This is a genomic window from Sphaerisporangium sp. TRM90804 (assembly GCF_029846175.1).
In the GTDB taxonomy this organism is placed as follows: Bacteria; Actinomycetota; Actinomycetes; order Streptosporangiales; family Streptosporangiaceae; genus Sphaerisporangium.
Map to the genome: position 1 here is coordinate 33,862 of NZ_JARWAC010000014.1, position 25,937 is coordinate 59,798.

Consider the following 25,937-nt stretch of genomic DNA (forward strand, 5'->3'; position numbering starts at 1 on the left):
TATGAACGTTCCGGTGTGGGTCAACGGCGAACTGCTCGATCCCGCCGAGGCCAGCGTGTCGGTGTTCGACCACGGGCTGATGGTGGGCGATGGCGTCTTCGAGACGATCAAGTGCGTCGACGGCGGATCGTTCGCCCTCACCCGCCACATGGACCGGCTCGCGCTCTCTGCCGAGCGCCTCGGCCTGCCCGCCCCCGACCTCGGCGCGATCGCCGAGGGCGTGCGCGCGTGCCTGGCCGCCGCGCCGCCGTGGCCGCTCGGCCGCATCCGCGTCACCTACACCAGCGGCAACGGCCCGCTCGGCTCCGACCGCGGCAACCAGGGCACCACCGCCGTCGTCATCGTGGGGGCGCAGGCGCCGTTCCCCGAGACCGCCTCGGTCACCGTCGTGCCGTGGCCGCGCAACGAGCGCGGCGCGCTGGCGGGCGTCAAGAGCACCTCCTACGGCGACAACGCCAAGGCGCTCGCCTACGCCAAGGAGCGCGGCGGCCAGGAGGCCATCTTCGAGAACCTCGCAGGCAACCTGTGCGAGGGCACCGGCAGCAACATCTTCATCGTCAAGGACGGCCACCTGATCACCCCGACGATCGCCTCCGGCTGCCTGGCCGGCGTCACGCGGGCGCTGGTGCTCGAATGGCACGGCGGCGAGGAGACCGACGTGCCGATCTCGGCGCTGTACGAGGCCGAAGAGGCGTTCCTCACCTCCACCACCCGCGACATCCAGCCGATCCGGCTCGTCGACGACACGGTGCTGCCGGTCGCGCCCGGCCCGGTCACCGCCAAGGCGATGCGCGTCTTCGCCGAGCGGAGCGCGGCCGACCTCGACCCGTGATCACTCGGGGTAGGACACCTGGGTCTGGGCGTTGAGCTCCTTCACCGTCACCCGCTTCGCGGGGTCGGTGAGGGGGTCGTCGATCGCGATGACGTCCAGGCCCTTGGTGATGTCGCTGGAGTAGATGTAGCCGTTGTAGTAGTACGCCGACCACGAGCCGCCCAGCCGCGGGTTGTCCGGGCCGGTCAGCGGGCCGCGGTCGACGTAGGCGATCTCCTTGGGGCTGTCGGGGTCGGTGTAGTCGACCACCGAGACGCCGCCCTGGTACCACGCCTGCACCATGATGGTCTTGCCCGGCACCGGGAGCAGCGAGCCGTTGTGGGCCACGCAGTTCTCCGACGAGGTCTGGTGCCGCGGGATCTTGAAGAAGCCCTTGCGCTCCAGCTTGCGGTCCTCGGTGATGGCGTACATCGCGTCGGCGCCGCGGGTGGGCCCGGTCTCGGCGTCGCAGGTGGGGCTGATCCCGCCGCCCAGCTCGTCGGAGAAGATCACCCGGGTGCCGTCGTTGCTGAACGTCGCCGAGTGCCAGATCGCGAAGTTCTCGTCGGTGACCTGCTCGAGCACCTTGGGCTCGGCCGGCTTGGAGATGTCCATCAGGATCCCGTTGCCCAGGCAGGCCCCGGCGGCCAGGTCCTTCTCCGGGTACACCGTGATGTCGTGGCACCCGCTGGTCGCGCCGGTCTTGGCCTCGTCGACGCCGTCGTCGAAGAGCTGCGGCTGGGCGACGACCTTGGCCTGCCCGGGGTTGGCGGTCGGCACCTCGACGATGGCGATGGAGTCGTGCGGCGGCTGGCAGTGCGTCGACTGGGCGTCGGGCCCGAACGACGACACGTACAGGTAGACCTTGGAGGCGTCCTCGCCCGGGACGAGCGTGTGGGTGTGCGAACCGCACCTGGTGGCCAGCGACTTGACGTAGCGGGGCCGGGTCTTGTCCGAGATGTCGAAGATCCGGATGCCCTCCCAGCCGTCCAGCATGTCGCCATGGCTGCTCTCGCAGGTGTCGTCGTCCATGGCGTCGTCCACCGACAGGAACAGCAGGTTGCCGGTGACCGAGATGTCGTTCTGGCCGCCCGGGCACACGACCCTGGTCACCACCTTGGGCTTGGTGGGGTCGCTGATGTCGTGGACGGTGAAGCCCTCGTAGTTGCCGACGTAGGCGTAGTTCCCCTGGAAGGCCAGGTCGGTGCCCCAGGCCTCGTCGTCGTTGAACGGCGCCGACAGCGGGACGTTGGCGACCAGCCTGGCGTTCGGGCTGTGCTGGACGCCGTCGGCGGACGCCGGCGCGGAGGAGGCGCCCGCGGAGGCGGGGGCCGAGGCGGCCGGACCTGACGGCGCCGGGTCGGCGGCGCAACCCCCGAGTAGCAGGGCGGCCCCGGCAACGGCCGCGCCCATCCGCCACATGACCACAATGCCCCCAGAAGTACGTCCGAATGTGGAACCTGCCCCAGTATGGAAACTATGTCGATTCGGCGGGGCGCGGGCACGGTTTTGATAACGGTTCTGCTGGCATCGGCGCCCGCCTGCACCGCGGCCGCCCCGGAGCGCGTCCCGGCCCCGGTGGCCGGTACGGACGCGCCGGTGGTCGTGCCCGGCGCCCCCGGCGACGGCGGACGCACGGCGTCGCCGGGCGAGGTCGTGGGGCGGCCGAAGGAGAGCGCGTCCGCGGCCGACGTGCTGTTCGCCGAGCGGATGATCCCGCACCACCGCCAGGCCATGGAGATGGCGGGCCTGGCCCCGTCACGGACCACGGACGGCGCCGTCCTGCGCCTGTGCGAGCGCATCGCGGCCGGGCAGCGGCCGGAGGTCGAGGTGCTGTCACGCTGGCTGCGCGCGGCCGGCCGGGAGGTCCCCGCCGCCCACGCGCACCCGGACGCGCCGGGCGGGGAGACGTACGGGATGGCGAGCCTTGAGGAGATGAACCGGCTGCGGGCCTCGCGGGGCGCCGCCTTCGACGCGCTGCTGCTGCGGCTGATGATCAGACATCACGAGGGGGCCGTGGCGATGGCGGGGGAGGAGCTGCGGCAGGGCGCCGACCAGATGCTGCGCAAGCTCGCCGGCGACATGGCGTCCGGGCAGCGCATAGAGATCGACAGAATGCGCGGGCTCGCCGGGTGACACCCACCGACCCCGGCCTCCGGCGTGGGAAAACCCCTCAGCCGGTCAGGAGCTCCACAGCATGTTCGACAGTTCCTCGTCCAGGTCCATGAAGTCGGTCTCGCGCCCCGCGGCGACCAGCTCGTAGGTGCGGTGCAGGAACTCGGTCAGCGGCGGCAGCGGCACCTCGAAGAGGGCCTGCCCGAAGGGCGAGGTGAGGCTGATGTTCAGCGTCCGCTCACCGTCGGCCCGCGCCGGCCACACCTGGACGTCGCCGTCCCCCACGCGCCGGACGATGCCGACGGTCAGCAGCTCGCGCGCGAAGATCCACTCGACCGGTTCGTCGTTCCCCACGTGGAAGGCCATCCTGATGGCGTATGGGTCGTCGGCCGTGTAACTCAGCCCGGCCAGCAGGGGGACGGTCGTACGGTCGGGGACCACGAGTCGAAGGCCCAGCTCGGCAGAGACGGTGGCGTTCATCGTCAGCCAAACCTTTCATGGTGGGTCCCCTTGGCGGGGCTTGGGTGGTGGTGCTCTGAAGGACTTCGTCCGGAGCTGTCGTCTGCGGAACGAAGAGACCTGCAGGAGAGATTCCGCTCCTGAGCCCTTCTGTAACGCATCTCACAGCGCGACATTTATGCCTCTACCTGGTCAAACATCGCGTAGAGGCGCGTGTTTGCAAGTGTTTTGCGTGTCGATCCGGCCGTCCTACGGGGCATCTACGGGTGTCTCGGGGTAAAGATCATAAGTGGTGCGATTCGGATGAGTATGGGGCATGACGATGCTATGACAACAGGGCGCCACGCCGCCGGACTCCCGAGAACCTTTCGTGATCGGCTTCCTCCCCCGCTTCGCCAGCACCCCCCGAAGTGAGGTATGGTTTCCCCGTCGGAAGGTCCTCCCAGAGGGCCCCCGGCAAGAGCACCGGGGCGATTAGCTCAGCGGGAGAGCGCTTCGTTCACACCGAAGAAGTCACTGGTTCGATCCCAGTATCGCCCACCCAGCTCCAAGGCCGCTTCCCATTCGAGGAAGCGGCCTTTTCGATCTTCCGAGCCCCCGGGCATCATCGTCCTGCTCCGGGAGATCAGCCTCATGGCACCGGCCCCCTCCGGCGGGAGAGGCAGGATCCACCCACGGTAGGCCTTCTCCGTCCCAACCGTCCCCTCGTAGCCCACCAGCCGAAAGCGGATCCCGTGATCACGGCAAGAGTGGCTGCGGTGGATCGAGAGAGGAGTGGCAACCCTCGCAGGGACGATGAGGACGACGGCGTCACGGTCATGCGGGGGCATCCCGGCATGAGTTGCGACCCTCATAGGGGCGATGGCGGGCTGGGTGAGAGTCTCCGTCCGAGGGCGTCGCCGACGGCGCCCTGGTCGACAGAGAGCTTGTGGGCAGCGGCGGGGCGCCGGCTTGGTTCGCCGCGCCGGCTTGCCCGTGTCGGGGGAGGGCGGGCTGGGGAGGCCCGGGAACGGGACAGGGCCCGCACCGTTGGGTGCGGGCCCTGTCTGTTCAGCTGTGATCAGACGGCTACGATGTTCTCCGCCTGCGGGCCCTTCTGGCCCTGGGTGACGTCGAAGGAAACCTTCTGGCCCTCGTGCAGCTCGCGGTAACCGCCCTGGGAGGCGATGTTGGAGTAGTGGGCGAAGACGTCGGCGCCGCCGCCCTCCTGCTCGATGAAGCCGAAGCCCTTTTCAGCGTTGAACCACTTCACGGTGCCAGTAGCCATGTCTATCTCCTATGAATAGGTGCAGAGCCAGGACCCGCACTTCACGGATCCTGCGTCGCCGCGATGAAGCCCATCCGGAGATGACCGGCAAACAAACAAAAATGCACCTGAACGTTACATCCGTCAGGTGCACACTAAGTCGTATGGGTACCACAACTGCAACTTGCATCAGTGTATCACCGCCGGGGGTGCTGTGCTCGCACCAGCGCGATCTTTTGCGGATGTTGGCGATCCCGTGGATGAGCGGCCCGGGGCCGGTGGCCGGATCTGCGGTGGCGGCCTCTCAAAGTCTTCAGTGTCAGGTGTAGATTTTCGCGGCGGCTGGGAGTAGAGTTCTTGGTGTCATCGAGAACGAGTCCACGAACCACGGCGGCGTTGAGCTGCCGAGACGATGTGGATGGCAGGGCCGGACGTGCCGGGGCCAGTGTTGTGCAAGGGGTCCTGGCCGTGGGTCCGAGGGGCGGCCACACGGGCCGCCGCAGGAGACGGTACGAGGAGAGAAGGGAGGCTCAGCAACCATCAGCATCGCCCGTCGCCGGCTGAAGATCCGCCGCACGGGTGCCGCAGCTCCGCGATGGGAAGGTGGTCTAAGGTCACGCTTCTATCCACGCGTCCCCGCCCGCGCAGGGCGGCAGATGCGGAAAACTAGTCGGCCTTCACGGCTGGCGGATGGTGTTGAACCTCTTCGGGCCCCGGTGCTTCAGGCACCGGGGCCCCTGTTCGCATTCCTGTCCCGATCACCACAGGGAGGTTGCATGGGACGAAACAAAACGGTCGACGGCGGGGACGTGTCGGACGGCGGCGAGTTCCGCGACAGGTTCGAGGACGAGGACTACCCCGCCTACAGCATGGGTCGCGCCGCGGAGATGATCGGCGTCACCCCCGCTTTCCTGCGCAGCCTGGACATCGCCAAGCTGATCAAGCCGCAGCGCTCCGAGGGAGGGCACCGCCGCTACTCCCGCTACCAGCTCCGGCTGGCCACCAGGGTCAGGGAGATGGTCGACCAGGGCACCGCCCTGGAGGCGGCCTGCCGCATCGTCATCCTGGAAGACCAGCTCGCCGAGGCGCTCCGCATCAACGCCGAGCTGAAGCGGCAGGCTTGAACGCGAGTCGTACGAAATGCTCCGCGAGCCGTGATTCCGCCCGCGCCGTGGCGCGGGCATCCCGGAGCGCTCGTGGTGGATCACGCGCAGTCCGATGCCGCCGTCTGCCGGACGCCGCGACTCAGGACTGATCGCTCGCACACTGGCGGCTGCTGAGGTGGGCGAGGGCCGCACTTGGGAACGAACGCTGCGCCGAAGGCAACCGTTTGAGCGGACGGCGGCCGGTTGCTCGTAGGTGGTGGAGCGGCCGTGGTGCTCAGATGGTTGGCGGCTCCGGGAGGGCGAACTCCAGGCAGGTCACGCCGCGCAGGTCGAGCCAGGCGCGGTCGGGGGCGCGGACCAGGCGGAAGACGACGTCTTCGCACGAGGGGCAGCGGCCTACCAGGCCGGGGGCCTGGGTGTAGAGCAGGGCTTGAGCCAGGATGAAGGCGTGCGCGCAGCCCACGCAGGTGCCCGCGGCGGCGGTGAGGTCGACGGTGAAGATCTCCCGCAGCGCGCCGCCCGCGGCGTTGGCGTCAAGGTGGCCGTCGGTGTGCTCCGCGGGGGGAAGCGCGTGCGGCGGGCCGTCTTCGTGGCGCGAGGTCATCGGGAGCCTCCTGTGGGACCGAAGCGTTCGGTGCGGATTCTGGCCGGGTCGTGGCCCGCGCGCACCAGAAGGTCGGCGGCGGCCTCCACGAAGCCGGTGGGGCCGCAGACGAAGCAGAGCGGCCGCCGCTCCGGCGGCCAGGAGACCGCGTCGACCAGGGCCGCGTCGACCCGCCCCGGCGGCCGGTCGTGCCCCTCGGGGGCCTCGCGCGTGTACGCGTAGGTGATCTCCAGGCCGGGGTCGGTCGCGGCGAGGTCGTGCAGCTCGGGGCCGTAGAACACGGCGCCCGGGCCGCGCACGGAGTACAGCAGCCGGAACGGCGCGACGCCGTCGTGAGCGGTGCCCGCGTGGACGGCGCGAGCGCGGATCATGGCCATCAGGGGGACGACGCCGGAGCCGCCGGCGATCAGCAGCACCGGGTCGGGGGTGCCGGGGCGCCACACGAACCAGCCGCCGATGGGCCCGCGCAGCTCAAGCTGGTCGCCCGGTGCGACGACCTGGGCGAGGTACGGCGACACCTCGCCGTCGGCGAGCCCCTCGACGGTCAGCTCCAGCCGGTCGCCGTCGGCCGCCGAGGCGATCGAGTACGAGCGCTGGGTGGAGTAGCCGTCGGGGGCGGTCAGGCGCAGGTCGACGTGCTGGCCGGGCAGGTGGCCGGGCCAGCCGGGCACGTCGAGCACGATGGTCCGCGCGGAGGGGCTCTCCTCGCGCACGGCGGCCACGGTGCCGGCCCGCCAGGTCAGTCGCCCCAGTACCGCTGCTCGCGCCATGGGTCTCCGTAGTCGTGGTAGCCGGCGGTCTCCCAGAATCCCGGCTCGTCGTCGTGCAGGAGCTGGATGCCGCGCACCCACTTGGCGCTCTTCCACAGGTAGAGATGCGGGACGAGCAGTCTGGCCGGGCCGCCGTGCGGAGGGGTGAGATCGTCGCCGTCGTAGCGGAGGGCGATCCACGCCTGCCCGTCCAGCAGGTCGCCGAGCGGCAGGTTGGTGGTGTAGCCGCCGTAGGAGTGCACCAGCGCGTACTCGGCGGCGGTCTCCACGTCGGCGAAGAGATCGTCGAGCGAGACGCCCTCCCAGGCCGTCCCGAGCTTGGACCACTTGGTCACGCAGTGCAGGTCGGTGGTGAACCGCTGGACCGGCAGCTCGTGCAGTCCCGCCCAGTCCCAGCGGTACCGCTCGCCGGCCTCGGTGGTGATGGTGAACTCCCACCGGTCGGTGGTCACGTGCGGGGTGGGGCCGGCGGACAGGACGGGGAAGTCCTCGGTGAGGTACTGACCCGGCGGCAGATCGGGATCGGTCGTGCGGCGACGCCCGGAGAATCCTCGCGACACGATGCCCACAGCGCGCACCTCCCTGTGAAGAGCAGGGCGCCGGGGTTATCGGCCGACGCCTAACTACGCGACAAACTATTCCATAACGGCGCAACCGTCCCAGGGGCGCCACGGGATACCCGAGCGGAGGTCCTGCGGCGGGCCCGGTTCCGGGTCGCTGCTTGGCCGCAGGGTGCGGGGCGGGTGGGGGAGGTGGGGGGGCGTCGGGGAGGGTGGGGGGATGGAGCTCGAAGGCAAGCATGTGGTGGTGACCGGGGGCGGCGGCGGGATCGGGCGGGCGCTGGCGGTGCGGTTCGCCCGGCAGGCGGCGAGCGTCGTGGTCGTGGACCGGGACGGGGAGGCGGCGCGGGAGGCGGCGGCCGAGGCGGGCGGGCTCGCGATCACCGCGGACGTCGGCCGGGAAGGGGAGATCCTCCGGGTGATCGCCGAGGCCGAGGAGGCGTACGGGCCCATCGACCTCTTCTGCTCCAACGCGGGGAGCGCGCAGCCCACCGGCGGGGTGGCGGTGCCCGACGAGGCGTGGCAGCGGCTGTGGAACGTGCACGTCATGGCGCACATCTGGGCGGCGCGCGCGCTGGTCCCGGCCATGGTGGAGCGCGGCGACGGCTACCTGCTCAACACGGCCTCTGCGGCCGCGCTGCTCATGACGCCCGGCGCGGTGCCGTACACCGTCACCAAACACGCCGCGCTGGCGCTGGCCGAGTCGCTGGCCGTGCTCTACCGCGGGACGGGCGTCCGGTTCTCCTGCCTGTGCCCGGGGCTGGTGGACACGCCGCTGCTGGACCGGGTCGAGGATCCTGCCGTCGACCGGGCCGTGCGCATGGCGAGCGTCCCGGTCGCGCCGGCCGACGTCGCCGAGATCGTCGTGCGGGGGTTGCGGGAGGAGCGCTTCCTGATCCTCACCCACCCGGAGACCACCGACGCCGCGCTCGCGCGGGCCCGCGACCCGGAGTCCTACCTCGGCTTCATGGCCGACCTGTGGACGGCCGCCGGAGGCAGGGCCGCCCCGGGGCGGTGAGCGGGATCTCGCCCCGGGGCGGCGGCCCGGCTCCTCCGCAGGCGTGGTGACCCGGCTACGGAAGGGTGGGGGAGTGGCCTCGGCGTGGGTCAGCGAGCGCGTTCGACACGGCCCTCGTGCCAGACGGGAGTGTCGCTCTCGTAGACGGTGCCGTCGGCGCCGAAGATCAGGTAGCGGTCGAAGTCGGCGGCGAACCAGCGGTCGTGGGTGACGGTCAGGACGGTGCCCGAGTAGGCGGCCAGGCCGTCCTGCAGGGCCTCCGCGCTCGCCAGGTCGAGGTTGTCGGTCGGCTCGTCGAGCAGCAGCAGGGTCGCGCCCGACAGTTCCAGCAGCAGGATCTGCAGCCGGGCCTGCTGGCCGCCGGACAGCGTCTCGAACCGCTGGGACGCCGCGGGGGCCAGCTCGTAGCGCGCCAGGGCGGCCATCGCCTCGTTCAGCGTCAGCGCGTGGCCCGTCATGACCAGGTCGGCCGGTGTGGCGCCGTGCAGCTCGGGCCGGGCGTGGGTCTGGACGAAGCGGCCGGGCACCACCCGCGCCCCCAGCCGCACCGAGCCGCTGTGCCTGACGGCGGGCGTCGCGCCGTCGGCGGCCTGCTCCAGCAACTGCAGGAAGTGCGACTTGCCCGAGCCGTTGGAGCCCAGCACCCCGATGCGCTCGCCGTACCAGATCTCGGCGTCGAACGGCCGCATCAGGCCGGTGAGCTCCAGTGCCTCGCAGACCACCGCGCGCTTGCCGGTGCGGCCGCCGCGCATCCGCATCCGCACGTTCTGCTTCCTGGGCGGGCGCTCGGGCTGGCCGGCCTCCTCGAAACGGGCCAGGCGGGTGCGCGCGGCGCGGTAGGAGGAGGAGACGGCGTCGTTGTTGGCGGCGGTCTGCCGCAGGGTGTTGACCAGGTTCCTGAGCCTGGCGTGCTCCTCGTTCCAGCGGCGGCGCCGGTCCTCCAGGCGGGCGATGCGGTCCTCACGGCCTTGGGCGTAGGTGGCGAAGCCCCCGCCGTGCACCCAGACGCCGCGCGACTCCACCGTCACGATGCGGTCGGCGGCGTCGGCCAGGAGCTGCCGGTCGTGGGAGACCAGCAGGACGGTCTTGGAGGTGGCGCGCAGCCGGTCCTCCAGCCACTCCTTGCCCGGAACGTCCAGGTAGTTGTCGGGCTCGTCCAGCAGCAGCACCTGGTCGGGGCCCCGCAGCAGGGCCTCAAGGACGAGTCGTTTCTGCTCGCCGCCCGACAGGGTGTTCACGGGACGGTCGCGGACGGCGTCGTAGGGCAGGCCCAGCGCCGCGGTGGTGCAGGTGTCCCAGACGACCTCCATGTCGTAGCCGCCGGCGTCGGAGTAGTCGGTGATCGCCTGCGCGTAGGCGAGCTGGGTCTTCTCGTCGTCGTGCGCCGCGATGGCCGCCTCGGCCAGCGCCAGGCCGTCGGCGGTCGCCCGGACGCGGTCGGGCGCCACCGACAGCAGCAGATCGTGCAGGGTGCGCGCGTCGCGGACGCTGCCGATGAACTGCCGCATCACCCCCAGCCCGCCGGAGTGGACCACGCGCCCGTCGTCCGGCGTCAGGTCCCCGGCGATCAGCCGCAGCAGGGTCGTCTTGCCCGCGCCGTTCGGCCCGACCAGGCCGGCCTTCACCCCGTCTCCGACGCGGAACGACACGTCGTGCAGCAGCAGCCGCCCGTCGGGCAGCACGTACGTCAGCCCGTCCACCTCGATGTGCCCTGCCACCGGTGCCTTTCCTCTGCGCTGACGGGGACCAGGAGCGAGTGCCAGACCATCGTTCTATCGACTGGACCAACGATCCGGCACTCGATCACCATACTAGACGCGCGATCGGCCGGACGGACCCGCGCACCGGTTGATCGTCCGGTGGCCGGAGCGGACGCCCGGCGGGAAGCCCGGGACGTCCACGGCCACCGGCGGCGGGACGCCGATCGCGTGGCACAGCCTGACGAACCCCTTCGGCCGGCGGGCGGAGCCGCCGGCGTCGGGGGCGATCACTGCCGTCACGTGATCCGCACGTGACGGCCGTCGCGCGGCGGCGTCAGGGATGGCCGCGGCGTCCCGCCGGGGGGCTAGAACCCCGGCGCGGCCGCCGGGGCCCGCAGGGTGCCGAGGTAGGGGTGCCAGAGGTGCTGCGGGTCCTCCTCCACCGCTCGGACGATCTCCCGCATGGTGGCCAGCACCTTGGGTTCGTCGTCGTACACGTCGCCCTGCAGCATCTTGAGCACGTCCAGCCGGTAGCGGTCGTCCTGGACGAACGCCGTGAACAGGATGTTCAGCCGGTAGTACATCGAGATGAACTCGTACCAGTTGCGCACCGCGCGGCGCAGCTTGGACTCGTACCGGGTGAACCGGTGCCTGCCGAAGTCACCGGCCCGCGCGGCGGCGATGATGTCCTGGCAGGCGATGCGGGCGCTGTTGAGCGCCACGCTGACCCCGCTGGAGAAGATCGGGTCGACGAACCTCGCCGCGTCCCCGATGAGCAGGTGGTTGTCGCCGACGATCTGGGTCATCCCGTAGCTGTAGTCGCCCTCGGCCTTCAGCGGCCTGACCTGCTCGGCGTTCTTCAGCACGTCGAGCAGCTCGGGACGGCTGGCGACGGTGTTCCAGAAGAACTTCTCCCGGTCCCCGTCGAAGGACCGGAAGCGGCTGCGCTGGCTGACCACGCCGACCGAGGTGATCGTGTCGGTGATCGGGATCTGCCAGACCCAGGTGTCGGCCACGGGCAGGAAGTGGATGAAGATGTAGTCGGCCTGCTCCTTGTTCACCGCGAGCGCGCTCCGGTCGAGCCGGTCGAACCACGTGTGCACCGCGTACTGGTTGAAGACCGGGTCGGTGACCTTGGTCTTGAGCTGGTTGCCGAGATGGGTGCGCCGGCCGCTGGCGTCCACCACCATGCGCACCGTGATCGGCACGGACCGGCCGCCGAGCCTGACCCGCATGACCGGCAGGTCGCCCGAGAAGTCCACCTCGCCGACCGCGACGCCCTGGTACACGGTCGCGCCCAGGCTCTCCGCGTTCTTCAGCAGGATCTGGTCGAACAGCGCCCGGTCGACGTGGAAGGTGTAGTCGCGGTCGACTCCGGTCTGGTCCCGCTCCGAGAACAGCACCTCGGCGGAGCGGAACCCGTTGGTGAGGTTGCGGAACCCCATCCGGTCGATCTCGCGCTCCTCGGCGGAGGTCCAGGCCGCGCCGTACTTCTTGGGGAAGCCCGCCTGCTCGACCTTGTCCATGCATCCCGTCTCGATGAGGACGGGGGTGGTGGCGGGGACGAGCGACTCCCCGACGTGCTCCCGGGGGAAGACCTCGCGCTCGAAGACGGCGACGGACAGGCCGGCCTTGGCGAGGTAGGCGGCGGCCGTCGCGCCCGCGGGGCCGCCGCCGATGATGCCGATGTCGAAATCCGCGTCCAACGGTTCTCTCCCTTTCGTGTGGCGCACGGGCCGGCTACGCCGTCTGCTGGGCCGACAGGTCGTGGACCAACTCGGTGATGGACTTGAGGCTCTGGAAATGCCGCCACGTGATGTGCGCGGGCGGGACCGTCACGCCGAACTCCTTTCTGATGTAAGCCAGCAACATGCTGGTGTTCATGCTGTTGAGGACCCCCCAGTCGAGCAGCGGGGTCTCCTGTTCGAGTTCGGACAGCTCGCTCTCGTCAAGAAACTGCACGCTGACGTAAGCGGTGATCGCGGCGTTGATCCGCGCGCGGTCGATGACGGGCACCGGTCCTCCCAGATCGTCGGGATGTGATCCATCGCTGTCGCCGATGCTCGGGGGGCCGGGTGGAGGCGCGCTTGGGCGTCGCTAATGCGCTCCCGCGCCCATGAGGCGGTCCAGCCGGGCGCGCAGGCCGGTGAGGAAGCCGGGTTCGTGCAGGAAGAAGTGCGTCCCGGGCAGCAGGGTCAGCGAGAACGGCCCCGTCGTCGCGCGCGCCCACGCGGCCAGGCCGTTCGGGGTGGTGAGCGTGTCGTCGCGGGTGCCGAACGCCGTGACCGGGATCCCCAGCATCCGGCCCGCGGGGCCGCGATGGGCCGCGGCCATCTCCAGGTCGGCGCGCAGCGCGGGCAGGTACAGCCGGAGCAGCTCGGGGTGCCGGGCCACCTCGTCCGGGATGCCGCCGAGGCGCCGCAGGCGGGCGATGAACTCCTCGTCCGGCAGGGTGTGGACGGGAGTGCGGGCGGGCCCGCCCGGGGCGTCGCGGCCGCAGACGATGAGCGCCGCGGGGGCGTCCGCCCGTGGCCGCAGCGCCAGCTCGTAGGCCACCAGCGCCCCGAAACTATGCCCGAGCAGGGCGAACGGCCCGGGGGGCCGGGAGTCGACCACGCCGGCGAGCTGGTCGACGAGCGCGTCGAGGTCGCGTGCCGGCGGCTCGGCCAGCCGGCCGCCGTGGCCGGGCAGCTCCAGCGGGACGATCTCGACGCCGGGCAGGGCGGGGCGCCAGCGGTTGTAGTGGGCCGTGCCGCCGCCGGCGTTCGGCAGGCAGTACAGCGTCAGCCGCGTGGGGTGCGGGGGCGAGTCGGAACGAGCGCGTGGGTGCACCGGGAACCGGTTCCTTCCGTGATGTCCCAGCGGCCTCGGCATTCGAGCCGGACACAAGCGGGCTGGGAGACGGTCAACGACACCTACGCGCTCGCATGCAGCTTAAGGAGACCGTGGCCTGCTTGAGAAGCTCGGCAGGCCGGAGAGGAGCCCGGATGGCCGAGTACGCGGCGGCGCCAAGGCCCGATGACGTCGCGGTGGTCGGGATCGGATGCCGGCTCCCGGGGGGAGTGCGTACCGCCCAAGCCCTGTGGCAGGCGCTTCTCGACGGGGTCGACGTGCTGGAGAGGGTCCCCCGTGACCGGTGGGACGGCGGCTTCCACAGCACCGACCCGAAAGAGCCCGGCACGATCTACGCCGACCAGGGGGGATTCCTGGAGGACATCGACCGGTTCGACTCCGACCACTTCGGCATTTCCCCGCGTGAGGCCGCCGAGATGGACCCGCAGCAGCGGATGCTCCTGGAGGTCACGGCCGAGGCGATGGAGGACGCCGGGGTGCCGAGGCACCGCTGGCAGGGCAGCCGCACCAGCGTGCACGTCGGGCTGCTCGGCTCGGACTACCTGCTGCTGCACGCCAAGACGGCCGGCACCGGGGCGATCGGGCCCTACTTCGCCGGGGGGAAGGAGTTCAGCTTCGCGGCCGGCCGCATCGCCTACACCTTCGACCTGCGGGGCCCGTGCATGACCGTCACCACCGCGTGCTCGTCCTCGTTGACCGCCGTGCACCTGGCCTGCCGGGCGCTGCGCGACGGCGAGGTGGACACCGCGCTGGCGGGCGGGGCCAACGCGCTGGTCACCCCCGAGCTGTCGGTGTTCATGAGCAAGGCGCAGGCGCTGTCCCCGACGGGCCGCTGCCGCCCGTTCGACGCCCGAGCCGACGGGATCGCCCGCGGGGAGGGCTGCGCGGTGGTGGTGCTCAAGCGCTACGCCGACGCGCTGCGCGACCACGACCAGATCCACGGGGTCATCCTGGGCAGCGCCGTCAACCACGACGGGCACAGCGCCGGGCTGACCGTGCCCAACGCGCTCGCCCAGCAGGACCTGCTGAGGCGGGCGCTGGCCTCGGCGGGCGTCGGCGCGGACGTCCCGCAGTACGTGGAGGCGCACGGCACCGGCACCGCGCTCGGGGACCCGGTGGAGCTCTCGGCCCTGGCGGCCGTCCTCGGAAAGGGCAGGCCGCCCGGCAGGCCGCTGCTCGTCGGCTCGCTGAAGGCCAACTTCGGCCACACGGACGCGACCGCCGGCGTGATCGGCCTGCTGAAGGCGCTGCTCGTGGCGCGGCACCGCACCGTCCCCCGGCAGATCCACTTCGACACGCCGACCCCGCTGGTCGACTGGGCCGGCAGCGGGCTGGACGTCCCCGTGGCGACCACGCCTCTGCCGGGCCCGGCGGTGACCGGCGTCAGCGCCTTCGGCCTGTCCGGCACGAACGTGCACGTGGTCGTCCGCGGTCCCGACCCGGTGGCGGCGCGGCCGTCGGCCGGGCCGGGTGACGCGGACACCCTGCTGCTGTCGGCCTCCACCGCCGCGGGGCTGGAGGCGATCGCCGGCGACCACCTGCGGACCATGCGGGACGACGGCCTGGGCGAGAGGCTCGCCGCGGCGGCCGTGCGCCGCACCCACCACGACCACCGGCTCGCCGTCGTGGGGACGGGCGCGGCGGAGCTGCGCGAGGGGCTGGAGGCGTTCCGGGCCGGCCGTGAGCACGCCTCCGCGCACGCGGGTGAGGCCCGGCTCTCGGACGCGCCGGTGGTGTACACGTTCTCCGGGCACGGGGCGCAGTGGCCCGGCGTGGGCATGGACGTGTACCGGCGCGACCCGGTGTTCCGCGCGGCCCTGGACGAGTGCGACGCCGAGCTGCGGGTGCACAGCGGGTGGGCGCTGCTGGACGTGCTGCGCGACCCCGACCCCGCCCCGTTGCGCTCGACCAGGACCGGCCAGCCCGCCCTGTTCGCCCTCCAGGTCGCGCTGGCCCGCCTGTGGAGCTCCTGGGGCGTGCGGCCGGACGCGGTGCTCGGGCACAGCATGGGGGAGATCGCCGCGGCCTGCGTCGCCGGCGCGCTCGCGCTGCCCGAGGCCGCCCGGCTGATCGTCGAGCGCAGCCAGGCGCTGGAGCGGGCCAAGGGCACCGGCACCATGGCGTCGGTGGACCTGGGCGCCGACCAGACCCGCGAACGGCTCGCCCGATGGCACCCCGAGGTCTCGGTCGCCGCGGTGAACGGCCCGCGTTCGGTCGTCGTCAGCGGCCCGGGCGGCCAGGTCGCCGACGTCGTGCGGAGGCTGGAGCAGGAGGGGGTGCACGCCGTCGAGCTGTCGGTCGAGTACCCCTCGCACGGCCCCCTGATGGTGCCCTACGGCCGGGAGCTGCGGCGCGCGGTCGCGCCCCTGCCGTCAACCGCCCCCACGATCCCCTTCCTGTCCACCGTGGACGTCGGGTCCGGGCCGGCCGCGCTGGACGAGGCGTACTGGGAGCGGAACCTGTGCCGGCCCGTGCTGTTCTGGCCCGCCGTCGACCGGCTGCTCGCCGAGGGCGAGGCCGTGTTCGTGGAGATCGGGGCGCACCCGGTGCTGACCCGGCCGACACGCGACGCCCTGGCCCGCCGCGGCAGGCGGGGAGTCGCGGTGGGGTCGCTCGCCCGAGGGGAGAGCGGCACGGAGACGCTGGCCCGGTCGCGTGCCGAGCTGCACGTCGCCGGGGTCGAGGTCGACTGGGGACGGGTCTTCGGCGGGCCGGTCCGCGCGGTGGCGCTGCCCCCGCCTCGCTGGTCGGACCGCAGGCACTGGCTGGCCGGCGTCCCCCGCGGCGTCCAGGGGCAGGCCCCGGCCGTCGTCCCCTCGGCCCCCGCGAACGGCGGGGCCGCGCCGGAGCCCGGCACGGCGGCGGCGGCCGGCCCCGGGGAGCTGCGCGACCTCGCGCACGGGCTGCTCGCCCGCGTGCTCGGCCACCCGGAGGGCACCCGCTTCCCCGAGAGCCGGGGGCTGGTGGAGCTCGGGCTCGACTCGGTCTCCGCGGTGGAGTACGCCGAGATGCTGAGCAAGGCGGCCGGCCGGCCGCTGGACGCCGCCGACGTGCTCACCCACGCCACCCTCACGGCGCTCACCGGCCACCTCGCGGACCTGATGGCCGAGCCGGACGCCCCCGGCGAGCCCCCCGCGGACGCGCCCGCCGGGCCCGAGCCGGTCGCCGTCATCGGGCTGGCGTGCCGCGTCCCCGGCGCGGACGACGCCGACGCCTTCTGGTCCCTGCTGAGCGGCGGGCGGGACGCCATCGGCCCGGTGCCGCCGGACCGCTGGGACGCCGACCGGCTGTTCGCCGAAGGCGCCACGGCCACTACCAGGGGCGGGTTCCTGGACTCCGTCGACGGCTTCGACCACGGCTTCTTCCGGGTCTCCCCCCGGGAGGCGCGCAGCATGGACCCTCAGCACCGCCTGTTCCTGGAGGTCGCCTGGGAGGCGCTGGAACACGCCGGCCTTCCCGCCGAGGAGCTGCGCGACAGCAGGACCGGGGTGTTCGTCGGCCTCAACTCCACCGACTACCAGCAACTGGTCCTGGGCGGCGGAACCGAGGTCGACCTGTACTACGGCACGGGCAACTCCTTCTCCGGCTCGGCCGGCAGGCTCTCCTACCTGCTCGGGCTGCGCGGCCCGAGCCTGGCCGTCGACACCGCCTGCTCCTCCTCGCTCACCGCGGTCCACCTGGCCTGCCAGAGCCTGCGCGCGGGGGAGAGCCGGGTCGCCGTCGCGGGCGGGGCGAACGTCATGGCCACGCCCACGATCTTCCGCGCCATGTCCGCGGCGGGCGCGCTGTCCAGGGACGGCACCTGCAAGACGTTCGACGAGGCCGCCGACGGCTACGGCCGGGGGGAGGGCGCGGGCGCGATCGTGCTCAAGCGCCTGTCGGACGCCCGGCGCGACGGCGACCGCGTCCTGTGCGTCATCCGCGGCAGCGCGGTGAACCAGGACGGCGCCAGCGGCGGCCTGACCGTGCCGAGCGGGACCGCCCAGCAGGAGGTCATCGCCGACGCCCTGCGGCAGGCGGGCCTGACGGCCGCGGACGTGGACTACGTGGAGGCGCACGGCACCGGCACGCGTCTGGGCGACGCCATAGAGCTGCGCGCGCTGGCGGCGGCCCTGCGCCCGGGCGGGCCGGTCGAGCGGCCCCTTCTGATCGGATCGGTCAAGACCAACATCGGGCACCTGGAGGCGGCCGCGGGGATCATCGGCCTGATCAAGGTGGTGCTGTCGCTCGTCCACGAGAGCATCCCCGCCCACCTGAACTTCGAGGTGCCCACCCGGCAGGTCGCATGGGACCGGCTCGCCCTGAGGGTGCCGGGGGAGCGGGTCGCGTGGGCCCGTCACACCGGCGCCCGCGCCGCCGGGGTGAGCGCCTTCGGGTTCACCGGCACCAACGCCCACGTCGTGCTCCAGGAGCCGCCCGCCGCGCCCGCCGCCCCCCGGCCGCCCGCCGAGCCTGGGCCGCTGACGCTCGCGGTGTCGGCGAAGACCGCTCCGGCGCTCGACGCCGCCATCGCCCGCCTCCGCCTCCGGCTGGCCGCCACGCCGGAGGAGGGACTCGCGGACCTGTGCTGGACCTCGCTGGCCCGGCGCACCCACCACGAGCACCGGGCCGCCGTGGTGGGCCGCTCCGCGCGGGAGCTGGACGACGGCCTGGCCGCGCCGCCGCACCGCGGCGTCGTCCCGGCGGGCGAGCCCCGCCCCGTCCTGTTCCACCACCGCTCCGCGGCGCCGGCCCCGGAGTGGTTCGCCGAGGCCGGCCGGCTGCTGCCCGGCATCGGCGTGGCGGCGATCGTGGACCGGATCGGCGGCGAGCTGCGGGCGACCGGGGTGCCCGGCGCCGAGGCGCTGACCGGGCACCTGGCGATCACCGAGGTGTGGCGGGCCCTGGGCGTGGACCCGGCGGCCGTGACCGCCGAGGCCGGGCTCGGCGAGTATGCCGCCGCGTACGCCGCCGGCGAGCTGACCGTCGCCGAGGCGGCACGGTCGCTGGCCGCCGGGACCCCGCCGGAGCCGCGCCGCGGTACCGTCCCCCGGTACCGCGACCTCGCCGCCGCCTCGGCGTTCGAGCTGGTCCTGCACCTCGGCCCGGACGGCGGCGCGGTCGAGCTCGCGGGCGAGCCGGCGCCGCACGCCCCGGACGCCGGGGGGCCGCTCGCCACGATGGCGGCCCTGCACGTCCGGGGCGGCCGGGTCGACTGGGGCCGGTCGGCCCCGCCCGGCCCTCGGGTGACGTCGCTGCCCGGGTATCCCTGGCAGCGCGCGCGGCACTGGGTGGCGGCCGGCGCCCCCGCTCCCGCCGCTCCCGCGCCCGCTCCCGCGCCGGCCGCCGCCGGCGAGCCGCTCACACAGACCGCGCTGACCGCGCGGATCCGGGCCATGCCGGCCCCGCTGCGTGAGGAGGCGCTGCTCGGGCCGCTGCTCGACCTCGTCGCCGAGGTGCTCGGCGGGGCCGACGACGACCTCGACCCCGACCAGGGCTTCTTCGGGATGGGCATGGACTCGGTGCTGTCGCTGCGGCTCAAGCGCCTCACCGAGACCGCGCTCGGCGCGAAGCTGCCCACCACGGTGCTGTTCGAGTGCCCCAACCCCCGGTCCTTCGCGCGGTTCATCGTGACCGAGCTGTGCGGCGAGGAGGACGCCCGTCCGGCGGAGGCCGACGACCTGCTCGACCTGAGCGACGAGGCGCTGGCCGACCGCGTCATGGGCGCGCTCGCCGACTCGGCCTCGGTGCTGGGCGAGTCCCCGGCCGGCTCCGGCCGTGCCCAGGTCGCGGTGCGGGAGCCACGCACCGAGGCAGGACCTGACCGACACTCCCCGAAGGGAACCGACGGATGACGACACCCGACCTCCGGGCCCGCCTCATCGAGTCGCTGCGGATGATCGAGCGCCTGCGGGGCACCCTCGCCGAACGCGGGGACGCCGCGCGGCGGGAACCGGTCGCCGTCATCGGCGCCGGCTGCCGGCTGCCGGGCGGCGTGGACGGGCCCGAGTCGTTCTGGCGCCTGCTGCGCGAGGGACGCGACACCGTCGCGGAGTTCCCCGCCGACCGTGCCGACCTGCGCGCCTGGTACGACCCCGACCCCGACCGGCCGGGCACCACCTACGTGCTCAACGGATCGTTCGTCGACGGCGTCGACCGATTCGAGCCCGAGGTGTTCGGGATCTCGCCGCGTGAGGCGATCGGCATGGACCCCCAGCAGCGCCTCGTCCTGGAGGTCACCTGGGAGGCGCTGGAACACGCCGGCTACGCGCCGGACGCGCTCGACGGCAGCCCAACCGGCGTCTTCCTCGGCGTCAGCACCACCGACTACGTCCGGCTGCGCCAGGAACGCGGCGACGCCGCCGACGTCGACGCCTACCAGCTCATGGGCGAGCCCAGCTTCACCGCCGGCAGGGTCTCCTTCACCCTCGGCCTGACGGGGCCCAGCAAGGTGGTGGACACCGCCTGCTCCTCTTCCCTGGTCGCCCTGCACGACGCCTGCCAGGCCCTGAGCCTGGGGGAGTGCGACATGGCGCTGGCCGGCGGCGTCAACCTCATGCTCAGCCCCTACTCCTTCGTCCTGCTCAGCAAGTTCCGCGGGCTGGCGCCGGACGGGCGGTGCAAGACCTTCGACGCCGCGGCCGACGGCTACGGGCGCGGCGAGGGCGCGGGCGTCGTGGTCCTCAAGCGGCTCGCCGACGCCGAGCGGGACGGGGACGACGTGCTCGCCGTCGTCCGCGGCACCGCCGTCCGGCACGACGGGCGCAGCAGCGGCATGACGGTGCCCAACCCGGCGTCCCAGCAGGCCGTCATCGCCGCCGCGCTCGAACGGGCCGGCCTGGACCCCGGGGACCTCGACTACGTGGAGGCCCACGGCACCGGGACCGCGCTCGGCGACCCCATCGAGCTGCGCGCGCTGCAGGCGGTCGTCGGCCGCGCGCACACCCCCGCCTCCCCGCTGCTGGTCGGCTCGGTCAAGACCAACATCGGCCACCTGGAGGCGGCCGCGGGCGTCGCCGGCCTGCTCAAGCTGGTCCTGTCCCTGCGGCACGGGGAGATCCCGCCGCACCTGCACTTCACCGACCCCAACCCCAACGTGGACTGGTCCGGGCTGAACATCCAGGTCGTCGAGGAGGGGCGTCCGTGGCCGGTGCGGGGAAGCGTCCGGGCCGGCGGGGTCAGCGGGTTCGGCGCGAGCGGGACCAACGCCCACGCCGTGCTCACCGGGCCACCCCCGCGCGCGCTGACGGCGCCGGCCGGCGCGCCGCGTGACCACGGGGTGCTCACGCTGTCCGCGCGCACGGAAACGGCCCTGCGGACCCTGGCCGGGGCGTACGCCACGCGCCTGGAGGCGCCCGGCGCCGGATCGCTCGCGGACGTCTGCCGCACCAGCCAGTCGGGGCGCAGCCGGATGGCGAAAGGGCTGGCCGTGACGGGCGACTCCCCCGAGGCCATGGCGCGGGCGCTGGGCGCCTTCGCGCGCGGCGAGCGGGACGACGCCTGCTCGCCGGTTTCGCTCGCCCCCCACCGCCACCGAGAGGTGGCCTGGCTGTTCACCGGCCAGGGTTCGCAGTACGGCCGGATGGGCCGGGAACTGCGCGCCGAGCCGGTCTACCGCGAGGCACTGGACGCGGTCGCGGAGCTCATGGACCCGCTGCTGGACCAGCCGCTGGCCGCCCTGCTCGACCTGCCCGACGGCTCCGACTCGCCGATCCACCGGACCGGCAACACCCAGCCCGCGCTGTTCGCCGTCCAGTACGCGCTGGCCCGCCTGTGGTCCTCCTGGGGGGTGCGGCCCGCCGCCGTCATGGGGCACAGCGTGGGCGAGATCACCGCCGCGTGCGTGGCCGGGGTGCTCAGCCTGCCGGACGCCGTCCGGCTCGTGGCCGCCCGGGCCCGGCTCATGCAGGGCCTGCCGGAGGGCGGCGTGATGGCCACCCTGGTCTGCGACGAGAAGCGGGCCCGCCGGGCGATCGAGGGTTTCGAGCACGTGGTGTCGGTGGCGGCGGTCAACGGGCCCGCCGACACCGTCATCGCCGGCCCGGCGCGCGAGGTCGGCGCCGTCACCGAGGCGCTGGGGGCCGTGGGGGTCAAGCATCGGCTGCTGAAGGTGTCACACGCGTTCCACTCGCCACTGCTGGACCCGATACTGGACGACCTGCGCGCGGTCACCGGCGGCATCGAGCACCACGAGCCGGCCGTCCGGCTGGTCTCCAACGTGACCGGCGCGCCGTGGGGCGACGGCGAGCGTGACCCGGAGTACTGGGTGCGGCACGCGGTCGCGCCCGTGCGTTTCCTCGACGGCATCCGGCTGCTGCACGGGGAGGGGATGCGGACGTTCGTGGAGATCGGCCCGCAGCCGGTGCTGCTCGGCCTCGGCGCCCGGGGCGTCGACGACCCCGCCTGCCTGTGGGTGCCGTCGCTGCGCCGCGGCCACGACGGGCTCCGGCGCATGGTCCTGGCGCTCGGGTCGCTGCACCTGCGGGGCGTGCGCGTCGACTGGGCGGCCTTTCACGGCGGCTCCCGGTTCAACCGCGTCCCGCTGCCCACCCACGTCTGGGACAGGGAGCGGCACTGGTTCAGGGAGACCGGCCCCCGGGAGCCGGTGGCGCGGGACCACCCGCGATCGGGCCCGGGCGTCCTGCTGCCGGTCGCGGTGCCCACCTACCGGATCGCCGTCGGCGCGGACGCCGGGCTGGCCGAGCTGACGGAGCTGGCCCACGCCGCCGCGGTGGACGCGTTCGGCGGCGCGTGGCGGCAGGCGCGCTCGGTGGTCCTGCGCGAGCCGGTGAGCGGCGGGCGGACGGTGGAGCTCTCGGTCGAGCAGAACGAGACCGAGGACCAGGCCGTGTTCACCGTCCGGGGCCGCGGGGCCGCCGGGGACGCGGCGCGGGCCCCCTGGCGGGTCCACGCGCGCGGCGTGCTGCGGCGTGCCGACATGCGAGAGGTCGTCTCGGACGGGACCGAAGGCGTCGTCGTCCCGCTCCGCGGCCGGGACCCGCTGACCGCCGCCGCGGCGGTGCTGGCCGGGGAGGAGCCGGAGAAGGTCGTGCTCGTCGAGGCCGGCGCGCTGTCGTGCGGCCCGGGCGGGACGGCGGCGGCCGTCCGGGTCCACCCGGGGACGAGGGCCGCCGAGTTCCTGTCCGAAGACGGGCGGGTGACCGGTCGCGCCGCCGGGCTGCGGACGGTGCCCGCCGCCGAGGTCGCCGGCACCCAGCCATGGCACGACCCCGCGGGCCTGGTGTTCGACCTGGAGTGGCGGGAGGCCGACCTGCCGGTCCGGGCCGATCTGCGCGGTGAGCGGTGGCTTCTGCTCGGCGCCGGCGGGGAGGTCGCCGGGCGCCTGGCCGGGGTCCTGCGCGCCCGGGGCGCCCACCCCCGGGTCGTCTCGCCCCCGCCGGACGCCGGCCTGCCGGAGCTGATCCGGTCGGCGAGGCCGCACCGGGTCGTCGTCCTGACCGGGCTCGACGCCCCCGCGCTGGAGGACGCCGAGGAGACCGATCTCGTCGAGTTCCGCGACGGGGCCGAGCTGCTCGCCGTCACGGTGATGCGCGCCCTGCACGCGGGCTCGGGCCTTCCGGGCACCAAGGTGCACCTGGTCACCAGCGGCGCCGTCCCGGCCGGCGCCGGCCAGGACGCGCACAGCCCGGCGGCCACGCCGCTGTGGGGGCTGGGCCGGGTGTTCGCGCTGGAGCACCCGGCGCTGTGGGGCGGGGCGGTCGACCTGGACCCCGGCGACCCGGCCGGCCCCGCCGAACAGTCCGGCCGCCTGGCCGACGCGCTCGCGCACGGCGACGCGGAGGACCAGATCGCGCTGCGCGGCGCGCACGCTCTGGTGTGCCGCCTGGTGCCCAGGCCGCTGTCGCCCGACGAGCTGCGTGCCGCGCCGCCGGTCCGTCCCGGCTCCGCCTACCTGGTCACCGGCGGGTTCGGCGGCATCGGCACCACGGTGGCCCGATGGCTGGCCGGTCAGGGGGCCCGCCGCCTGGTGCTGATGGGCCGGACGCCGATGCCCGGCCGGGAGCGCTGGGACGACGCAGGCCTGCCGGAGGCGCAGCGGGCGCGGATCGCCGTGGTGCGCGAGCTGGAGGCCGCGGGCGCCGAGGTCGAGGTCGTCGTCGCCGACGTGGCCGACGCGGCGGCGGTGCGCGACGTGGTCGGCAGGCTGTCGGCCGGGGCCGTGCCGCTGCGCGGGGTGATCCACGCCGCCGGGGTCTCGGCGCCGCAGATCGTCACGGAGGTGGACCGGGCGGGCTACGACGCGGTGTGGCGCCCCAAGGTCATCGGCGGCTGGGCGTTGCACCGCGCGACCGAGGGGATGGACCTGGACTTCTTCCTGGGCTTCTCCTCCATCGCCGCCGCCTGGGGCTCGCTGCACCTGGCCGGTTACGCCGCGGCCAACGCCTTCCTCGACGGCCTGGCGCACCACCGCGTCTCCCGCGGTCTCGCCGGCCTGAGCGTCGACTGGGGCCAGTGGGAGCTGCCGTCCAGCCTGTACGGCGAGGACGTCCGCTCGTTCCTCGCCGCCACCGGCCTGAGGCCGCTCCCCGCTGGGCAGGGCCTGCGGCTGATGGGCGCGCTGCTGGCGGCCGGCCGCACCCAGCCGGTGGTGTGCGCCGCCGACTGGGCCACCTACAAGCCGGTCCTGGAGGTCCGCGGCCCCAAGCCGGTGCTGGCCCTGATCGAGGTGGAGCGGCCGGACGGCGAGGCGACCGGCGAGGGCGCCTCCCCGCTGCTGGGCGAGGTGCTGCGGAGCGTGCCCGAGCGGCGGCTGCCGCTGGTGTCGGGGTACCTGCGCGACCAGCTCGCGCAGATCCTGCGCCTGGACCGCAGCCGGCTGGACGACGGGCTCCACCTGCTCGAACTCGGCATCGACTCGCTGATGGTGATGGAGCTCATCAGCCGCGTCCGCAGGGACCTGGGCGTCGCGTGCCCCACCGCCGAGTTCTTCGCCACCGACGCCGCCGAGTGGGACGGGCTCGTGCTCCGCCAGGTGCTCCAGAGCCACGAACACGGCACAACCGATGATCTCGAAGGGAGCGTCAGCACGTGACCAGGGGAAAGCGCGGGCCGGGAACGGCCGATCGGTACGACGTGGCGATACTCGGAAGCGGCATGGCGGGCTCGATGCTCGCCGCCGTGCTCGCCCGGAACGGGGTCAGCGTCCTGCTGGTGGACCAGGGGACGCACCCCCGGTTCGCCGTCGGGGAGTCGACCATCCCCTACACCTCCGCGATGACGAGGATCATCGCCGACCGGTACCGGGTGCCGGAGATCGCGGCCCTGTCCAGCTTCAAGGGGATCCAGCGGCACGTCTCCCGCAACTCCGGCATCAAGCAGAACTTCGGCTTCGTCTACCACCGCGAGGGCAGGATCCAGAATCCGGAGGAGATCAACCAGCTCAAGATCCCCACCGCGCTGCGCACCGAGTCGCACCTGTACCGGCAGGACACCGACGCCTACCTGTTCGCCGTGGCGGTCAAGCACGGCGCCCACCCGCGGTCCGGCACCCGGGTCGAGGAGATCGACGTCGACCCCGACGCCGGGGTCGAGCTCCGGGTGGCGGGAGGCGAGCGGTTCCGCGCGAGCTACGTGGTCGACGCCGGGGGGTTCCGCTCGCCGCTGGCCGACCGGTTCGACCTCAGGGAGCAGCCGACCCGGGCGCGCCACCACTCGCGAAGCCTGTTCACCCACATGATCGGGGTGCGCCCGTTCGACCAGGCCCCCGCGGCGGCGCTGCACCGCCAGCCCAGCCCGTGGCACAACGGCACGCTGCACCACGTCTTCGACGGCGGCTGGCTGTGGGTCATCCCGTTCGACAACCATCCCGGCTCCACCAACCCGCTGTGCAGCGTGGGGCTCACCCTCGACCCCCGGCGCCACCCCAAGCGGGAGCCGGACGCCCAGCGCGAGTTCGACTCCTTCCTGGAGCGCTTCCCCGAGATCGCCTGGCAGTTCGAGACCGCGGTCGCCACCCGGCCGTGGGTCTCGACCGACCGGCTGCAGTACTCGGCCAAGAGCCTCGTGGGGGACCGCTTCTGCCTGACCTCGCACGCGGCGGGCTTCATCGACGCCCTCTACTCGCGAGGCCTGACCAACACCCTGGACGTCGTCAACGCGCTCGCCTGGCGGCTCATCGAGGCCTCACGCGACGGCGACTGGTCCACGAGCCGGTTCGAGTACGTGGAGACCCTGCAGCAGGGCCTGTTCGACGTGCACGACGACCTGGTGTACAGCTCCTTCGTCGGGTTCCGGGACTACGAGCTGTGGAACGCGGTGTACCGCACCTGGAAGATCGGCACGGTGCTGGGCACGCTGGTGCTGGAGGACGCCTACTTCAAGTACCTGCGCACCCGCGACGACGGCCTGTTCCGCGCCCTGGAGCAGAGCGAGCACCCCGGCTCGCCGTTCCCGGTCAGCGACCAGTTCAACCGGTTCGGCCCGATGACCCGCGACCTGTGCATCGCCGTGGAGAACGGCTCGCTGAGCGCGTCCGCGGCCGCCGCCAAGGTGTTCCACCACATCCAGGACGCCGACTACATCCCGCCGGTGTTCAACCTCGCCGACCCGGCCAACCGCTTCTTCCACGCCACGCCCCCCAAGATGCTGGGCGCCGCCCGGTGGGGCAAGAAGACGGCCCCCCCGCACGTCGGCGCGGTGATCCGCGGCGCCATCGGAGGGGTGGTCCGCAGCCGGCTCGACGTCCGCCACTGACC

At 73.3% G+C, this 25,937-nt stretch carries 18 protein-coding genes and 1 tRNA gene; 8 read left to right on the plus strand and 11 right to left on the minus strand.

Annotated features, from left to right (window positions below):
- Position 1: 1 nt before the first annotated feature.
- The gene (locus PYR91_RS17805; RefSeq protein ID WP_279780988.1) at positions 2–832 is read left to right on the plus strand and encodes an aminotransferase class IV; all 831 of its coding nucleotides are present in this window, start codon (positions 2–4) and stop codon (positions 830–832) included.
- On the opposite strand, the gene PYR91_RS17810 is transcribed toward PYR91_RS17805, so the two are convergent.
- A complete protein-coding gene (locus PYR91_RS17810; RefSeq protein ID WP_279780989.1) occupies positions 833–2,224 on the minus strand; it encodes a hypothetical protein in 1,392 nt (463 codons plus the stop codon). It abuts the gene before it with no gap.
- 66 nt (positions 2,225–2,290) lie between these two features.
- On the opposite strand from PYR91_RS17810, the gene PYR91_RS17815 reads away from it, so the two are divergent.
- Positions 2,291–2,947: a DUF305 domain-containing protein gene (locus PYR91_RS17815; RefSeq protein WP_279780990.1), complete on the plus strand. Its 657-nt coding sequence runs from the start codon at positions 2,291–2,293 to the stop codon at positions 2,945–2,947.
- Between the two features lie 45 nt (positions 2,948–2,992).
- Here PYR91_RS17815 and PYR91_RS17820 read toward each other — a convergent pair whose 3' ends face one another.
- Positions 2,993–3,406 carry an SsgA family sporulation/cell division regulator gene (locus PYR91_RS17820; protein WP_214411684.1) on the minus strand — a complete coding sequence of 138 codons (414 nt, stop codon included), beginning with the start codon at positions 3,404–3,406 and terminating at the stop codon, positions 2,993–2,995.
- A gap of 447 nt (positions 3,407–3,853) precedes the next feature.
- Between PYR91_RS17820 and PYR91_RS17825 the strand changes: the two genes are divergently transcribed.
- Positions 3,854–3,925 (plus strand) — tRNA-Val (locus PYR91_RS17825).
- A gap of 520 nt (positions 3,926–4,445) precedes the next feature.
- Here the strand turns inward: PYR91_RS17825 and PYR91_RS17830 are convergent.
- Entirely contained in the window at positions 4,446–4,652 is a 207-nt protein-coding gene (locus PYR91_RS17830; protein ID WP_279780991.1) for a cold-shock protein, read from the minus strand.
- 755 nt (positions 4,653–5,407) lie between these two features.
- On the opposite strand from PYR91_RS17830, the gene PYR91_RS17835 reads away from it, so the two are divergent.
- Positions 5,408–5,755: a MerR family transcriptional regulator gene (locus PYR91_RS17835; protein ID WP_279780992.1), complete on the plus strand. Its 348-nt coding sequence runs from the start codon at positions 5,408–5,410 to the stop codon at positions 5,753–5,755.
- Between the two features lie 256 nt (positions 5,756–6,011).
- Here PYR91_RS17835 and PYR91_RS17840 read toward each other — a convergent pair whose 3' ends face one another.
- The 3 genes from PYR91_RS17840 to PYR91_RS17850 are packed head-to-tail and all read right to left on the minus strand — an operon-like array spanning position 6,012 to position 7,680.
- Positions 6,012–6,341 carry a DUF6510 family protein gene (locus tag PYR91_RS17840; RefSeq protein WP_279780993.1) on the minus strand — a complete coding sequence of 110 codons (330 nt, stop codon included), beginning with the start codon at positions 6,339–6,341 and terminating at the stop codon, positions 6,012–6,014.
- Positions 6,338–7,111 carry a ferredoxin reductase gene (locus tag PYR91_RS17845; protein WP_279780994.1) on the minus strand — a complete coding sequence of 258 codons (774 nt, stop codon included), beginning with the start codon at positions 7,109–7,111 and terminating at the stop codon, positions 6,338–6,340. The genes PYR91_RS17840 and PYR91_RS17845 overlap by 4 nt, the downstream gene beginning before the upstream one ends.
- Positions 7,081–7,680: a molybdopterin-dependent oxidoreductase gene (locus tag PYR91_RS17850; protein WP_279780995.1), complete on the minus strand. Its 600-nt coding sequence runs from the start codon at positions 7,678–7,680 to the stop codon at positions 7,081–7,083. The genes PYR91_RS17845 and PYR91_RS17850 overlap by 31 nt, the downstream gene beginning before the upstream one ends.
- A gap of 211 nt (positions 7,681–7,891) precedes the next feature.
- Here PYR91_RS17850 and PYR91_RS17855 point away from each other — a divergent pair, with 211 nt between their 5' ends.
- Positions 7,892–8,689, plus strand: a complete 798-nt coding sequence (locus PYR91_RS17855) for an SDR family NAD(P)-dependent oxidoreductase (RefSeq protein WP_279780996.1) — start codon at positions 7,892–7,894, stop codon at positions 8,687–8,689.
- Positions 8,690–8,778: 89 nt separating this feature from the next.
- On the opposite strand, the gene PYR91_RS17860 is transcribed toward PYR91_RS17855, so the two are convergent.
- From PYR91_RS17860 to PYR91_RS17880, 5 genes are all read right to left on the minus strand, one after another.
- Positions 8,779–10,407 carry an ATP-binding cassette domain-containing protein gene (locus PYR91_RS17860; protein ID WP_279780997.1) on the minus strand — a complete coding sequence of 543 codons (1,629 nt, stop codon included), beginning with the start codon at positions 10,405–10,407 and terminating at the stop codon, positions 8,779–8,781.
- A gap of 93 nt (positions 10,408–10,500) precedes the next feature.
- Positions 10,501–10,689, minus strand: coding sequence for a hypothetical protein (locus PYR91_RS17865; RefSeq protein ID WP_279780998.1), 189 nt, complete (start codon positions 10,687–10,689; stop codon positions 10,501–10,503).
- Between the two features lie 65 nt (positions 10,690–10,754).
- On the minus strand, positions 10,755–12,095 hold the full coding sequence (locus PYR91_RS17870; RefSeq protein ID WP_279780999.1) for an NAD(P)/FAD-dependent oxidoreductase: 1,341 nt from the start codon (positions 12,093–12,095) through the stop codon (positions 10,755–10,757).
- A gap of 34 nt (positions 12,096–12,129) precedes the next feature.
- Entirely contained in the window at positions 12,130–12,405 is a 276-nt protein-coding gene (locus PYR91_RS17875) for a phosphopantetheine-binding protein (protein WP_279781000.1), read from the minus strand.
- A gap of 81 nt (positions 12,406–12,486) precedes the next feature.
- Complete coding sequence (locus PYR91_RS17880) at positions 12,487–13,221, minus strand: alpha/beta fold hydrolase (protein WP_279781001.1); 735 nt, start codon at positions 13,219–13,221, stop codon at positions 12,487–12,489.
- Between the two features lie 155 nt (positions 13,222–13,376).
- Here PYR91_RS17880 and PYR91_RS17885 point away from each other — a divergent pair, with 155 nt between their 5' ends.
- From PYR91_RS17885 to PYR91_RS17895, 3 genes are read left to right on the plus strand one after another with little or no spacing between them, the layout of a single operon-like run.
- Positions 13,377–19,076 (plus strand): type I polyketide synthase, encoded by a 5,700-nt coding sequence (locus PYR91_RS17885; protein WP_279781002.1) that lies wholly within the window; start codon positions 13,377–13,379, stop codon positions 19,074–19,076.
- On the plus strand, positions 19,073–24,274 hold the full coding sequence (locus PYR91_RS17890) for a type I polyketide synthase (protein ID WP_279781003.1): 5,202 nt from the start codon (positions 19,073–19,075) through the stop codon (positions 24,272–24,274). Before PYR91_RS17885 ends, PYR91_RS17890 begins: the two co-directional genes overlap by 4 nt.
- Positions 24,271–25,935, plus strand: a complete 1,665-nt coding sequence (locus PYR91_RS17895; protein WP_279781004.1) for a tryptophan 7-halogenase — start codon at positions 24,271–24,273, stop codon at positions 25,933–25,935. Before PYR91_RS17890 ends, PYR91_RS17895 begins: the two co-directional genes overlap by 4 nt.
- The last annotated feature ends 2 nt before the right edge of the window (positions 25,936–25,937 follow it).

What these genes read in the sequence shown, in the direction of transcription:
- PYR91_RS17805 (WP_279780988.1), top strand. Translation starts at nt 2, where the DNA reads ATGAACGTTCCGGTGTGGGTCAACGGCGAACTGCTCGATCCCGCCGAG.
- PYR91_RS17810 (WP_279780989.1), bottom strand. Translation starts at nt 2,224, where the DNA reads ATGGGCGCGGCCGTTGCCGGGGCCGCCCTGCTACTCGGGGGTTGCGCC.
- PYR91_RS17815 (WP_279780990.1), top strand. Translation starts at nt 2,291, where the DNA reads ATGTCGATTCGGCGGGGCGCGGGCACGGTTTTGATAACGGTTCTGCTG.
- PYR91_RS17820 (WP_214411684.1), bottom strand. Translation starts at nt 3,406, where the DNA reads ATGAACGCCACCGTCTCTGCCGAGCTGGGCCTTCGACTCGTGGTCCCC.
- PYR91_RS17830 (WP_279780991.1), bottom strand. Translation starts at nt 4,652, where the DNA reads ATGGCTACTGGCACCGTGAAGTGGTTCAACGCTGAAAAGGGCTTCGGC.
- PYR91_RS17835 (WP_279780992.1), top strand. Translation starts at nt 5,408, where the DNA reads ATGGGACGAAACAAAACGGTCGACGGCGGGGACGTGTCGGACGGCGGC.
- PYR91_RS17840 (WP_279780993.1), bottom strand. Translation starts at nt 6,341, where the DNA reads ATGACCTCGCGCCACGAAGACGGCCCGCCGCACGCGCTTCCCCCCGCG.
- PYR91_RS17845 (WP_279780994.1), bottom strand. Translation starts at nt 7,111, where the DNA reads ATGGCGCGAGCAGCGGTACTGGGGCGACTGACCTGGCGGGCCGGCACC.
- PYR91_RS17855 (WP_279780996.1), top strand. Translation starts at nt 7,892, where the DNA reads ATGGAGCTCGAAGGCAAGCATGTGGTGGTGACCGGGGGCGGCGGCGGG.
- PYR91_RS17885 (WP_279781002.1), top strand. Translation starts at nt 13,377, where the DNA reads ATGGCCGAGTACGCGGCGGCGCCAAGGCCCGATGACGTCGCGGTGGTC.
- PYR91_RS17890 (WP_279781003.1), top strand. Translation starts at nt 19,073, where the DNA reads ATGACGACACCCGACCTCCGGGCCCGCCTCATCGAGTCGCTGCGGATG.